Below are 13874 nucleotides of genomic sequence, written 5' to 3' on the forward strand. Positions count from 1 at the left end.
CTGTCAATGTGCGAGGGTAGAGTGTAAGGCAAGTCTGCAAAGGATGCCGTTGCACTAAATATTCAATGTATTGAAAAATGCGCTATCGATTACAGATGAAACAATATTGCTATTGTAGATCGCTGACAGTAACATCGAACACAAGATTACGTTTTTCTACAAAGGAGTTGTATGAACGGTGCAGGTGGTACATCAGGTGGAATTGGTTCGTTTTTTATCGGCTTAATCATGATGTGTGGCGGCTTTTACATGTTGCTAAAAGCAATAAAAGTTACCAGTTCTTTTGGTTTTAGTCATAGCTTATACAGTGTTGGTGGCATGAATCTAACGAGCGGGATGATTATGATCCCCTTCATGTTTGGTATTGGGCTAATGTTTTATAATGCGAAGAATATATTGGGTTGGATCTTAACCTTTGGTTCATTAGTCGGTTTAATATTTGGTGTGATAAGTTCTATTAACTTCCGCTTTAGCCATATGAGTGCATTCGATTTAATTGTGATTCTGGTATTAAGTGTGGGTGGTTTAGGGATCTTTTTGCGCTCACTAAAGTCGATTGATACCAATATAAAAGAGTAAGTCGGCGCTCAACTCATTCTTTGTTCAATGTGGTTACTCGTATCCCTGTAACCACTTTTTTGACCTTACAGCCAATCTGACTTCTTGCATTAACTTGTTATTGTTATTCCTTCATTTTATTCGTTGTTTGTTGATACTATTGATGCCCTTATGTGTTTATGGGTATTTATTTTGAACTCTACCTCAGCAAGTGATATCACCAACATCAAACCTGAACCCGCCACTCAATATGACGTTTTTCCTTGGATTATGGGATTTTTAAAGCCCCATAAACTAAAAGTGGTTGCCGCTATTACTTTTCTTTTTATTGGCTCTTTTGCTTGGTTGTCTCTTGGCCAAGGAGTCAAAATGATGGTCGATGAAGGCTTTGTTGCAGATAATGCTGACCGACTCAACGAGATTGTTTTGTTTATTTTGGGCATCACAGCTATCAGCGGCACAGCGGTATTTTGTCGTTTTTATTTGATGACTTGGCTCGGCGAGCGTGTGATTGCGGATATTCGTCTGAAGGTCTATAACCATTTACTTAATTTATCCCCTGCTTTTTTTGCGGAGCAAAGAACGGGTGAAGTGATCTCTCGTTTTACCGCTGACAGTACCTTATTGCAAAGCGTGGTTGGTAGTAGTTTATCGATGGCATTTCGCTCATCAGTTACGGTTACTGGTGCCTTAGTGATGATGGCAATTACCAGCTTAAAGCTGACTGGCCTTGTACTGCTTGCTGTGCCTTTAGTGTTTGTACCTGTGATATTACTGGGTAAAAAAGTGCGTGAGTACTCGCGTAAGAGCCAAGATAAAGTTGGCGATTTAGGCGCTAATATTGATGAGACCTTGCATGAGATACACACAGTGCAAGCTTATGGTCACGAGCAACAAGACCGCAATGTATTTAATCATCAGGTTGAAGCGGTGATGTCTGTTGCTCAAACTCGTATTTTATATCGTTCGATATTAATTTCGTCGGTGATGTTTTTAAGTATTGCTGCAATTGCTGTCGTGCTTTGGGTGGGCGCTCAAGATGTCATGTTGCAAAATATTACCGCTGGAGAACTATCCGCATTTATGTTTTACGCTGTTATGGCGGCGGGCTCTGTGGCCACCATTAGTGAAGTTTTTAGTGAAATACAACGAGCTTCAGGTGCAGCTGAACGACTAATTGAGCTGGTCAATACCCCTATTGATATCCCTGAGGTTAAAGCGCCTAAGTCTTTGCCTGCTGTAATCAATGGCAGTTTGTCACTTGAGTCGTTAAGGTTTGCTTACCCAAGTAGTAATGAAGATGTGATTAAGGGAATTAATCTTGAGATCAAAGCGGGTGAAAGAGTGGCATTAGTTGGTGAGAGTGGCGCAGGTAAAAGCACCTTATTTGAACTATTACTGCGATTTTATCAACCTAAATCAGGAAAAGTGCTTTTAGACGGAGTGGATGTGGCTGAAGTCACTTTACAGCAGCTAAGGGAGCAATATGCCTTAGTGCCGCAAGAGTCAGTTATTTTTGCCACTAATGTCTTTGAAAATGTCCGCTACGGGCGAGCTGATGCAACAAAAGAAGAGGTGATAAACGCCTGTGTAACAGCAAAAGCCCATGAGTTCATTCAAGAGTTGTCGGATGGCTATGATACGTATTTAGGGGAACGTGGGGTTAAGTTGTCTGGCGGACAAAAGCAGCGTATTGCCATTGCTAGAGCTATTCTTGCTGACAGACCAATCCTATTACTTGATGAAGCCACGAGTGCGCTTGATGCTGTTAGCGAAATAAAAGTTAAGCAAGGCTTAGATAATTTGATGCAAGGTAGAACGACGTTAATTATTGCCCATCGATTAGCGACAGTGATCAATGCTGATAGGATTATTGTGTTAGAAAAGGGTCAAGTGGTGGCGATTGGTTCACATCAAGAGCTTATGCAATCGAGTGAGACCTATAAAGAGTTTGCTAGTTTGCAGTTACTGACTGACACATCAATATAAGGATTTGGTGAAAGCGCTAGGTTTAAAGAGCGAGATATGAGTGACCAGCTATTTCAAACCATGTTTTGAATATTAGTAGGCTAATTATTTAAACCTTGAGTGCTTAAACCTTGGGTATGCATGCCTTGAGTGTTGATGGCCTAACGAACAGATAAGCAGCCCACTTTACTCATTGTCGTGGGCTGTTTACCAATAAGTGTTATTTTCTGAGTTCTCGTCTAAGAATTTTACCAACGGTACTTTTAGGTAGTTGCTCGGTAAATTCAATTAACCTTGGAATTTTATAGGCGGTTAATTGGCTGCGACAATAGTCTGAAATGAGCTGTTTTGTGGCTGCATCATCAGATGTTGGCTCTTTTAAAACGATTACGGCTTTAACTGCCTCACCAGATTTATCATCACTAACCCCAACGACAGCACATTCAAGGATTAATTCGTGCTGCGATAATACATCCTCAACTTCGTTAGGATAAACATTAAATCCTGACACAATGATCATATCTTTTTTGCGATCGACAATTTTATGAAAACCATCAGGCGTTGCAACTGCAATGTCACCGGTTTTGAAATATCCATCTTCGGTCATGACATTGGCCGTTTCTTGCGGTTTATTCCAGTAGCCTTGCATGACTTGCGGGCCTTTTACTGCAAGCTCTCCTGCTTCACCTAGCGGGACTTCATTATCATTGATATCGAGAATTTTTACCTGCGTTTCGAGAACGGGTTTACCAATCGTGCCTAATTGTTGATAACCAGGAGCATTTAAACTCACGACAGGTGAAGTCTCTGATAAACCATAACCTTCTGAAATCATACAACCTGTGGTTTTTTGCCATATGTTTGCTGCAGCACTTGTAAGCGCCGTTCCGCCAGAGATAGTAATGGTGAGTCGGCTAAAGTCTAGTGCTTGAAAATCTGGTTGGTGGCATAAACCAACAAATAACGTGTTAAGTCCTGCAAAGCCAGTGAAAGGGTAGCTACTCATGGTCTTAATTAACCCTGGGATATCTCTTGGATTTGGGATCAAAACCGAGCAACTTCCTGATTCGAAATAGAGTACTAGATTCACCATAAAGGCATAGATGTGATATATCGGCAATGGCGCAACGAAAACGTCTTTACCTGGTGTCATCGTGCTGGCAATTCTAGATTTTACTTGAGCCGAGTTAGCTAGCATATTGCGATGACTTAACATGGCTCCTTTTGATAAGCCAGTGGTGCCACCAGTGTATTGCAGTGCGGCTAGATCTGTTTGTTTTGGGTAAACAGCAGTGAAAGTGGATTGCTCACCTTCAAGTAGCATCTGATTAAATTCAATTTTATTGAATGGGGTATCTATTTGCGGTTGAGGCGAAATTAAATCCAAGGCGTGGGTACTAATGACTAATGAGATACCTGTATTTGAGACGACATTATTGAGCGTGGGTAGCAAATCAGAAAGTACAACCAAGGCTTTAGCACCTGAATCATTAAATTGGTGGATCAGTTCACGTTCTGTATAAAGTGGGTTTGTATTGACGATAACCAACCCTGCTCGCATGGCTCCGTATGCGGCAATGACAAACTGAGTAATATTGGGCAATTGAATAGCAATGCTGTCCCCAGCAGTTAAATCAGTGTGATTTTGTAGATACGCAGCAAAATGTCGTGAGGCGGACTCGATTTCTTTAAATGTGGTGTTCTTTCCTAAACACGCATAAGCAATGTTATTTCCGTACTGCTGACAGGTCTTTTCGATTAAATCGACTAGAGAGTGGTATTGATCTAAGTTGAGCTGTGATTCTGCGTCATACGCCATGAGACTGTCCCTTTTATTCATGATTTATTGTTATTCGAGAAAATCAAACACTTGTTTAGATTGGTTGAATTACATTAAAAGGTCTACTGAAAATAGTCAATCTTCATCTATCTTATTAATTAATCTAGAGTTTGTACTCTATTAACTTGTTGGTTGATCTAACTTTTAAATTTGCAGGTTGTTGGTTTTTTGAGCTAACCATAACGATAGCATTAGTAGATTCTTTTTTAGCAAAAGCTTAATCATAGTTAATATAACTAAAATTGTAGGTTATTTTCATAAGGTTAAGTTATTTATCCTGATTTAGCCTGCTTATGGCGATTATTATTTTGAGTGGAAGTAGAAATAGTTAGCAATTACGTTTTATTTGTTATAGAAATGTAAATGAAAGTGAAGGAATTTCATTTTGGGAGAGACGATTATTTAATTGTAAACACCTGATTAAATTACCCGTCACAAGCATAAATATAATAATTTGAGACAAAAAATGATGACTAATCTAAAGAAAAGGAAGTTTGGCTTAAATTCGTTAAGTCTTGCTGTAACGGTAGCTTTAGCAGGCTCAGTTATGTCTACAGCAGCAATGGCTGAGGATGAAGAAGTCGCCGAAAATGTTGAAAAAATTGCCGTAGTAGGTAGCCGAGCGGCGCCTCGATCTGTTGGTGAATCACCCGTGCCAGTAGATATTATCAGTAGTGATGACCTGAGAAAAAATGGCTCAACTGATATGATTGATATGCTGGTGACATCAGTGCCTTCTTTTAACTCGCGTGCCCAACCTATTAGTGATGCCGCCACACTTGTTCGCCCAGTCAATTTACGTGGTCTTCCTTCTGACAGTACCCTGATCCTTGTTAATGGTAAGCGTCGTCACCGTGCTTCTGTTATTGCTTTCCAAGGTGGTGGTATTAACGATGGTGCTCAAGGACCGGATATTTCTGTCATACCAAGTATTGCACTTAAGCAAGTTGAAGTATTACGTGATGGTGCTGCGGCACAATACGGTTCTGACGCTATTGCTGGTGTGATGAACTTCCAACTAAAAGATAGTGCTGAAGGCGGTTCAATTAGTATCAGTCAAGGCGAGTACTATGAAGGTGATGGCGCGACAACGACTATCGATGGCAACATTGGGTTACCTTTGACCGATGCTGGCTTTGTTAATATTAGTGCGCAGTATAAAACCGCAGATGCCACCAGTCGCAGTGTGCAGCGTCCTGATGCTGGCAATTTAATCGAACAAGGCAATACTTACGTTAATGATCCTGCTCAAGTTTGGGGTAACCCAGAAATTAATGATGATTACACCGTTTTTGTTAATGCGGGTTTTGACTTAAATGATAACCATCGTATTTATGCATTTGGTAATGTGTCTTCTCGTGAAGCAATTGGTGGATTTTATTATCGTAACCCACATAACCGTGGCAACGTTTACTCAGTTGATGGCGGTGAAAACTTATTAGTAGGGGCTGTTAACGGCGACCAATCAACCTGTGCTCCAGTGCCAATCCCGAAAAATGCTGATGGTTCAGATGGCAACGTTTTAGACACTGCGGCATATCAAGCAATGGTTGCTGATGCTAATTGTTTCTCTATGAACCAAGTGCGTCCAGGTGGTTATACTCCGCAATTTGCTGGAACCATTGAAGATATGTCTTTCTTTGCTGGTATTGAAGGTGAGTTAGGTGAGTGGATGTATGATGCCAGTGCGGGCACAGGCTCAAACAAATCAAGCTTTAGCCTTTATAATTCATTAAACCCATCACTCGGTCTTGCTGCGAATCCTGAGGACACACAAACCGATTTTGATACTGGTGCTTATGAGCAAGTTGAAACAACGGTAAATCTCGATTTTTCACGATACTTTACACTTGGCTCGATTGAAGATATTAGTTTTGCAACGGGTTTTGAGTGGCGAGAAGAGTCTTTTGAAATTACTCAAGGCGAAGAAGCATCTTGGATAGCTGGTCCTTATGCTGATCAAGGCTTCAATATTGGTTCTCATGGCTTTAAAGGGTTTGGACCAGAAGCTGCAGGTAAAAATGACCGTAGTAATATTGGTATTTACGCTGATGTTGAAGCGTATTTAACGGATGACTGGTTGTTAGGGGTTGCACTTCGTTACGAAGATTTCTCAACCTTTGGCGATACACTAAACTATAAAATTTCGACCCAGTACTCTTTCACAGATTACTGGTCTATGCGTGCATCGCACAGCACAGGCTTTAGAGCACCAACTGTTGGTCAAGAAAATGTCGTGAATACTCAGACATCTATTGTTAACGGTGATTTAATTCAAACCTTTATTGCGCCTCCAACCGATCCGTTAGCTGCATTTTATGGCGGTGAAGTATTAGAGCCTGAAGAGTCAATTAACTATGCCATTGGTACTGTATTTGAGTATGACGACTTCTTCTTAACTGTTGATTACTACAATATTGAGGTGACAGGTCGTATTGCTCAGTCAAGTCAAATTGCAGTAGAACCAGAAGATTATGATGATTTAAGAGATGCTGGTGTTGAGTTCCCTGAGCTCATCTCTGCGGTAACTTATTATACCAACGACTTTGATACCACGACGCAAGGTATCGATATTGTCGGCTCTTATGAAACTGAGTTAATGTCAGGTGATACTATGTTCAGCTTAGCGTATGGCTGGACTGACACGAGTGTTGATAAGTTCGATCCTGAGACGACTGATGAAGGTAAAGTTCGCCGCTTAGAAGATGGCATTCCGGCTCACCGTGCGACATTGACTTGGGGGCAAACCTGGGATGATATCAGTGTGTCATTGCGTGGTAATTACTTTGGTGAATACTATGCAACCCATGCGGATGATACCTCAGATTGGGGCTCTGAAACGGCAGACTCAGCTGTTACTGTTGACTTAGAAGTCAGTTACACCATGTTTGATCAATTAACGCTTTCTGTTGGAGCAAACAACTTGTTTGACCAAGAAGCGCAAGAGTTAAAAGATGGTACTCAAGGCGTGCTAGGTGCAGTGTATTATGAAAGTGGTCCATTTGATTACAATGGTGGCTTTTACTACGGTAAGTTAAGCTATATTTTCTAAATTACGTTAACGTCGTACATAAAAGACTGCCTAGGCAGTCTTTTTTGCGTGGAGATTATTTAGCTGCTTCTAACGCCTGAAACACGGCGTTTATGGTTAACTCTACAGGTAATAAGATACCTTGAGGGTGTGATGGTCCATAGACTTTGTTAAAAGGCGTTCCTATTCCACCTTCTTTACCAACGTAATCCTCAATCATTTTATTAGGTTGACTCCAGTTACCTTTCATCAAAATAAGGTTATCTGCCTCAAGTGCGTTTACCACGATTTCACGATGGGTCACATTGGCCTTATTGGTGCGGCAAGGAAGACACCAGTCTGCATCGACATCGACAAATACGGTGTAGCCTTGCTCAACCAATGGCATAATTTGAGCGGGGTTAAGGGGTTGCCACTGCAATCGCTTATAGGCATTGTAGTCTTCGGTTTTTTCCAAAAAAGCATAAACCCCAGTAAAACAGATTGTCATAAAACCCAATATTACGATTACGATACCAGGAATGTTTTTTCCTTTAATTTTAAAAAATATGAGTAGAGCAATTCCGGCAAGTAATAATCCAAGTAAAATCGGTAGCATTAATGACATTGTGGTTTCTCGAGTAAAAAGCATGTTAATACAGTGTACTATATCAAGGTTTGCTTAAATTGAGGTTAAATGAATGTTGTAAAGGCTCATTCATGATAACGTACGTTTTTTGCGGCATGATTTCAGTATTTTTATCTATTCTGCGCGGAAATATAACGCTGAACTCATTAATAGGGCCTCAGAAAGGCTCAAGCATAGTGAGCATGAATAATCACGGTAGAATGAAGGATTTATAAGTAATGGCATTAAGTACATGGCTTGGATTACTCGCCATCTGTTGTTTAGGAGCGATGTCTCCCGGTCCGAGTTTAGCTATGGTGCTAAGACATACGTTATCAGGAGGGAGATTACACGGCGTTGTGTGTGCTTGGGCTCACTCAATTGGCATTGGTGTGTACGCATTAGTAACGCTATTGGGCTTGGCCGTTGTGCTTGAAAAATCACCTTTAGTGTTTAATGGTATTGCTCTTATTGGAGCGTGCTATTTAGCGTGGATGGGATTTCAAGCCTTGCAATCTAAAGGGGGATGGAGCAGAAATTACAGTCAGGTGAGTCAACTTCATTACTTCAAGCAGCTCGCGATGGCTTAGCTATTTCGTTATTTAACCCTAAAATTTTGTTGTTCTTTTTAGCGCTGTTTAGTCAGTTTGTATTGGCAGCAGAATCGCTAACGGGACAAACATTAATTGTATTAACCCCACTGGTTGTAGATGGACTCTGGTATACCATCATTGCTGTCGTATTATCTCATGGGCCGATATTGTCTCGCTTACGTGACAAGGCTGCGCTTATCGATAAGCTGTCAGGCGTGGTGCTTATTCTACTGGCCTTAAGGGTCATTATAGATATTATTTAGTGATAAATTCTCCAACAAAAAAGCCATCGTAATGATGGCTTTTTTACATGCTTAATATCGGCATGCTTAATTTTTGAAGACCTGCACAGAATCGTCAGCTTTTTCTTCTTTGGCTTCTTGTTGACCACCCGGTGGGTTTTTAATGTGGTCATTTAAGTTTTCGTTCAACATGCCTTTGTATTCTTCAGTGAACCAGCTCAATGCATTTTCTTTTTCTGCTTCTAGATTGGCTGATTTAATCGCAGCTTCAAACGCATTGTAGCGCGCTGCAGCAAAACGCAAAGCAGTACCGACTTTACCGATATCATTTTCTGTTTGACCTAGTTGATTGGCTAGCGCAATAAATTGATCAGCTAGTTGGTACATGGTTGTTTCAGTTTTTTGTTCTGACATGAGTTCTACTCGTAATAGTGACTTAATTTAGCAATGAGTGTACCGATTTTATTGACAGAATAAAGTCTCAATTCGCTATCAGGGGCGGAATCTGTAATCACCTGTCCATTACGTGGATCATAATATATTGATAATGGCGTGAGAGGATTGTAGAGGTAGAGGCATTGAACAGGGTTATTGTTAGTTACTAGATATAACGAATCGTTGCGATGCTTCAAAAGGAGCCCAGTTTTGTGCAGGGTAACCCCATTGATTGATAATGAGCTGGTCATCGGTACTTGGATTAGTGAAAATATGAACGTTATCAGCGGGGCCTGAATCACTTCACTCGGTCATTTTACTCGAGCATTTTATTCGATCATTTCATATTAGCTAAAGCGACGACGGCTAATTGGCCGAGTATAATGATAACCATCACTAATGGATAAGTTTGAAACTTGGATGTTGATAGGTGTTCAGTGATTCATAGTATGATTGAGCATCTTCTTAATTATTTGCTTCGACTCAACCTTTGTCTTAGTAAGTGTAATTGAAAGGCTGTATTTCGCGAATTAACACCATAATGAGATTGACTCTTTTACAAGGTAGCCCCCTAGATGAACGATTGGCAAACATTGATTAAAACGCAGCAAGCGGAGCCGTATTTTTGTGAATTAAATGAGTTTGTTGCTCATCAAAGACAGCTAGGAAAAACGGTTTACCCTGCCGATGAAGATGTATACCGCGCATTTGAATTGACTCCTTTGAGTGATGTGAAAGTGGTGATTTTAGGGCAAGACCCTTATCACGGAGCAGGTCAAGCTCATGGGTTATGTTTTTCTGTACAACAAGGAGTAAAAACACCGCCTTCTTTAGTGAATATTTATAAAGAACTCCAACAAGACATTAATGGCTTTGTCATTCCTGACCATGGTGATTTGACTAAATGGGCTAAACAAGGTGTGTTAATGCTTAATACCGTGCTAACGGTTGAAGAGGGGAAGCGCATTCCCACTCAAAAGCCGGCTGGGAGACTTTTACAGATAAAGTGATGCAAACCCTTAACGATAAAGGTGAGCCTATTGTATTCATTTTGTGGGGCGCTCATGCCATTAAAAAAGGTAAGTTGATTAATGCGAAGCAACATCGAGTTATAACGGGGCCACATCCTTCTCCACTGTCTGCTTATCGAGGCTTTTTTGGTAGTGGTCACTTCTCTAAAACAAATCAACTGTTAATAGAGTTAGGGCAAACACCTATAGATTGGCAAGTTTAACGATTTAAATTGTATTGATAGCAATAAAAATGCCCGCTACTAAGTTGTAGTGGGCATTTTATGATGGTTGGCTTAATTACGCTCAGATTCCAGAGCGTAGATAGTTAACCAAATACAGATTAGTTATTTCGTTGAACTGAAATTTTCGCTAACGAGATTAATGCTGTCTTATATTCACTATCGGCAATTGGGGCCAGTGCAGCAATCGCTTTGTCAGCTTCTTGGTTCGCTTTTTGTTTAGTGTACTCAAGGGCGCCTGAATCATTTAAGGCTGCAACAATTTCATCAATTGCTTTCGTACCATCGCCTTTTTCAATCGCTTCTTTAATCAACGCTTTTGCAGTATCGCTACCGTGAGCCATAGCATAAATTAATGGCAGTGTAGGCTTACCTTCGGCTAAGTCATCACCAATGTTTTTGCCAAGTTCATCAGCATCGGCCGTGTAATCAAGTAAATCATCGGTTAATTGGAAAGCGGTACCTAAAAATTTACCGTATTCACCAAGGGCATGTTGTTGCTCTTCGCTTACGTCAGCAATAACACCTGTGAGCAAGGTTGCAGCTTCGAATAATTTTGCTGTTTTACAGTAAATCACCCGCATATAATTCTCTTCGGTGGTTTCTGGATCATTACAATTCATTAATTGTAAGACTTCACCTTCAGCAAGAATATTAGTGGTGTCGGCAAGGACTCTTAACACTTTCATGCTATCGAGTTCGGTCATCATTTGAAATGAGCGGGTATATAAAAAATCACCGACTAAAACACTTGCGCTGTTTCCAAATAAAGCATTGGCTGTTTTACGACCACGACGCAATGTTGATTCATCGACAACGTCATCGTGTAATAAAGAAGCAGTATGAATAAATTCAATAATAGCTGCTAACTTAAGATGCTCTTCACCTTTATAGTCGATAGCACGAGCAGAAAGTACCGAAAGTAATGGGCGTAATCTTTTACCGCCACCATTGATAATGTAAAAACCGAGTTGGTTTATTAGTGCAACATCAGACTCAAGTTGTTTGTAAATTAACTGATTTACGGCTTGCATGTCGTTATCAGCTAGTTGACGAATGGCGTTTAAATCCATAATGGTCTCTAGTTATTAGGCTATCAGGCAAATTATATTGCCCACTATATAAGGTTCAAATTGTATATTAACAAATTTTAACTAAAATTCATGCCTTAGACAGCTTTTGTTCTTAGATTGTGGGAGTTAAACCGAGCTTTTTTATTGATTCACATTTAACACTTGCCAGATGGTAAATCTTAGCGTAGACTCCGCGCCCATTGTCATTAAAAGTTTTTAGCACCCGGTATCTACATATAATGAACCGGAGTGTTAGTCCATTTGGAGTGAAATAGCTATGTACGCTGTTTTTCAAAGTGGCGGAAAGCAACACCGTGTTGCTGAAGGTCATACAGTTCGTTTAGAAAAAATTGAAGTTGCTACTGGTGAAACTATTGAGTTTGATCAAGTATTATTGGTTGCTGACGGTGAAAACGTTCACGTTGGTGCTCCATTAGTAGCTGGTGGTAAAGTTGTTGCTGAAGTGGTTAGCCACGGTCGCGGTGAGAAAGTAACTATTCAAAAGTTCAATCGTCGTAAGCATCACGAAAAGAAAATGGGCCATCGTCAATGGTTCACTGAAGTTAAAATCACTGCGATTAGCGCATAATATTAGGAGTCTAACTCATGGCACATAAAAAAGCTGGCGGTTCTACTCGTAACGGCCGCGATTCAGAAAGTAAACGTCTTGGTGTTAAGCGTTTTGGTGGTGAATCAGTTGTTGCTGGTAACATCATCGTTCGTCAACGTGGTACTAAATTCCACGCTGGTGTAAACGTAGGTATTGGTCGTGACCATACTTTGTTTGCATTAACAGACGGTAAAGTTAAGTTTCAAGTAAAAGGTCCTAATAACCGTAAGTTTATTAGCATCGAAGCTTAATTCTAGACTTTAATCAGTCTTTGAAAGCCCCGCCTTCTGGCGGGGCTTTTGTGTTTTTTACTTCATTGTTGGAGTTAGTTAACTAAACTTCATTGAAGTATTTTCGGTGTGTTACATCGATGGTTATTTATTTTGCAGTAAGCGATTTATGGTGATTGAATCTTCTACGCTTCCCTGCACATCTCAGTCTTTTGAGGTTATAATTGGCACATTAAGTGGTGTCAGGAGTATGTATGAAGTTTATTGATGAGGCTAAAATCAGAGTTGAAGCGGGTGACGGTGGCAGTGGCTGCGTTAGCTTCAGACGTGAGAAATATGTGCCAGATGGCGGTCCTGATGGTGGTGACGGCGGTGACGGCGGTAGCGTATTTTTAGTCGCAGACGAAAACATGAACACGCTTATTGATTTTCGATTTGTACGTTCTTACATCGCTGAGCGCGGTAAGAATGGTCGTGGTCGTGATTGTACAGGTCATGGCGGCGAAGATATGTTATTAAAAGTACCTGTGGGTACTCGCGCTGTTGATTTTGAAACAGAAGAGTTACTAGGTGACTTAACCACTCATGGTCAAAAACTGTTAGTGGCTAAAGGTGGTTTCCACGGTTTAGGTAACACTCGTTTTAAAAGTAGTACTAACCGAGCGCCTAGACAAAAGACATTAGGTACACCTGGCGAAGTACGCATGCTGAAGCTGGAACTATTGTTACTAGCCGATGTTGGCTTGTTAGGTTTACCGAATGCGGGTAAGTCAACTTTTATTCGTTCAGTTTCTCGTGCTACACCAAAAGTCGCCGATTACCCATTTACCACTTTGGTGCCTAATTTAGGTGTTGTCAGCCCTCGTCCTGGTCAGAGTTTTGTTATTGCTGATATTCCTGGCTTGATCGAAGGCGCGTCAGATGGTGCGGGTTTAGGCATTCGTTTCTTAAAGCATTTAGAGCGTTGTCGTGTGTTATTACACATTATCGATATCGACCCTATTGATGGTAGCGATCCGGTTGAGTCTGCGCGTTCAATTGTGGCTGAACTTGAGAAATATTCTCCTAAATTGGCTGCTAAGCCGCGTTGGTTAGTATTTAACAAGATTGATTTACTACAAGAAGATGAGCTTGCTGAGAAAATGGAGCACATCGTTAAGGAAATCGATTGGAAAGGTGACATATACACTATGTCAGCATTTAATCGCACCAATACTGAAGAGTTAAGTTTAAAACTTCTCGACTTTATTTCTGCATTGCCTGACGAAGATGAATCAATCAGCCCTGACGATGAAGTCGAGTTTAAGTGGGATAATTACCATCAAGCGAATGTTGAATCTGTTAACGAAGACTACGATGATGACTTCGACGACGATTTCGACGATGATGACTATGATGTGGAAATTATCTACCAACGTTAAATTGAGTTAAATAA

10 protein-coding genes and 2 pseudogenes are annotated in these 13874 nt (G+C 40.7%); 8 read left to right on the top strand and 4 right to left on the bottom strand.

Features of this window, described 5'->3' with window-relative positions; genetic code table 11:
- Nucleotides 1-171 precede the first annotated feature (171 nt).
- Together ACGEDC_RS13955 and ACGEDC_RS13960 are read left to right on the top strand one after the other, a co-directional pair.
- Entirely contained in the window at nucleotides 172-579 is a 408-nt protein-coding gene (locus ACGEDC_RS13955; RefSeq protein ID WP_055024338.1) for a hypothetical protein, read from the top strand.
- A 171-nt stretch (nucleotides 580-750) separates the two neighbouring features.
- Nucleotides 751-2547: an ABC transporter transmembrane domain-containing protein gene (locus tag ACGEDC_RS13960; protein WP_394493959.1), complete on the top strand. Its 1797-nt coding sequence runs from the start codon at nucleotides 751-753 to the stop codon at nucleotides 2545-2547.
- Nucleotides 2548-2746: 199 nt separating this feature from the next.
- Here the strand turns inward: ACGEDC_RS13960 and ACGEDC_RS13965 are convergent, their stop codons facing one another.
- Nucleotides 2747-4345 carry an AMP-binding protein gene (locus tag ACGEDC_RS13965; RefSeq protein ID WP_055024336.1) on the bottom strand — a complete coding sequence of 533 codons (1599 nt, stop codon included), beginning with the start codon at nucleotides 4343-4345 and terminating at the stop codon, nucleotides 2747-2749.
- A 487-nt stretch (nucleotides 4346-4832) separates the two neighbouring features.
- On the opposite strand from ACGEDC_RS13965, the gene ACGEDC_RS13970 reads away from it, so the two are divergent.
- Nucleotides 4833-7418 carry a TonB-dependent receptor plug domain-containing protein gene (locus tag ACGEDC_RS13970; protein WP_282166572.1) on the top strand — a complete coding sequence of 862 codons (2586 nt, stop codon included), beginning with the start codon at nucleotides 4833-4835 and terminating at the stop codon, nucleotides 7416-7418.
- 55 nt (nucleotides 7419-7473) lie between these two features.
- Here the strand turns inward: ACGEDC_RS13970 and ACGEDC_RS13975 are convergent, their stop codons facing one another.
- Nucleotides 7474-8004, bottom strand: coding sequence for a thioredoxin family protein (locus tag ACGEDC_RS13975; RefSeq protein ID WP_080915139.1), 531 nt, complete (start codon nucleotides 8002-8004; stop codon nucleotides 7474-7476).
- Between the two features lie 239 nt (nucleotides 8005-8243).
- Between ACGEDC_RS13975 and ACGEDC_RS13980 the strand changes: the two are divergent.
- Nucleotides 8244-8860, top strand: a pseudogene (locus ACGEDC_RS13980) (LysE family translocator).
- 66 nt (nucleotides 8861-8926) lie between these two features.
- On the opposite strand, the gene ACGEDC_RS13985 reads toward ACGEDC_RS13980, so the two are convergent.
- Nucleotides 8927-9253, bottom strand: a complete 327-nt coding sequence (locus ACGEDC_RS13985) for a DUF3144 domain-containing protein (protein WP_055024332.1) — start codon at nucleotides 9251-9253, stop codon at nucleotides 8927-8929.
- Between the two features lie 596 nt (nucleotides 9254-9849).
- On the opposite strand from ACGEDC_RS13985, the pseudogene ung reads away from it, so the two are divergent.
- Nucleotides 9850-10508, top strand: a pseudogene (gene ung, locus ACGEDC_RS13990) (uracil-DNA glycosylase).
- A gap of 119 nt (nucleotides 10509-10627) precedes the next feature.
- Here the strand turns inward: ung and ispB are convergent.
- A complete protein-coding gene (gene ispB / locus ACGEDC_RS13995; protein ID WP_055024330.1) occupies nucleotides 10628-11599 on the bottom strand; it encodes an octaprenyl diphosphate synthase in 972 nt (323 codons plus the stop codon).
- A 277-nt stretch (nucleotides 11600-11876) separates the two neighbouring features.
- Here ispB and rplU point away from each other — a divergent pair, with 277 nt between their 5' ends.
- The 3 genes from rplU to cgtA all read left to right on the top strand — a co-directional run bounded on the left by rplU (nucleotide 11877) and on the right by cgtA (nucleotide 13860).
- Entirely contained in the window at nucleotides 11877-12188 is a 312-nt protein-coding gene (gene rplU / locus ACGEDC_RS14000) for a 50S ribosomal protein L21 (protein WP_055024329.1), read from the top strand.
- Nucleotides 12189-12205: 17 nt separating this feature from the next.
- Nucleotides 12206-12460, top strand: a complete 255-nt coding sequence (gene rpmA, locus ACGEDC_RS14005) for a 50S ribosomal protein L27 (protein ID WP_055024328.1) — start codon at nucleotides 12206-12208, stop codon at nucleotides 12458-12460.
- 233 nt (nucleotides 12461-12693) lie between these two features.
- Nucleotides 12694-13860, top strand: a complete 1167-nt coding sequence (gene cgtA / locus ACGEDC_RS14010) for an Obg family GTPase CgtA (protein ID WP_055024327.1) — start codon at nucleotides 12694-12696, stop codon at nucleotides 13858-13860.
- Nucleotides 13861-13874 lie beyond the last annotated feature (14 nt).

The sequence above is a fragment of the Shewanella sp. ENK2 genome (assembly GCF_043568515.1).
Lineage (GTDB): Bacteria > Pseudomonadota > Gammaproteobacteria > Enterobacterales > Shewanellaceae > Shewanella > Shewanella japonica.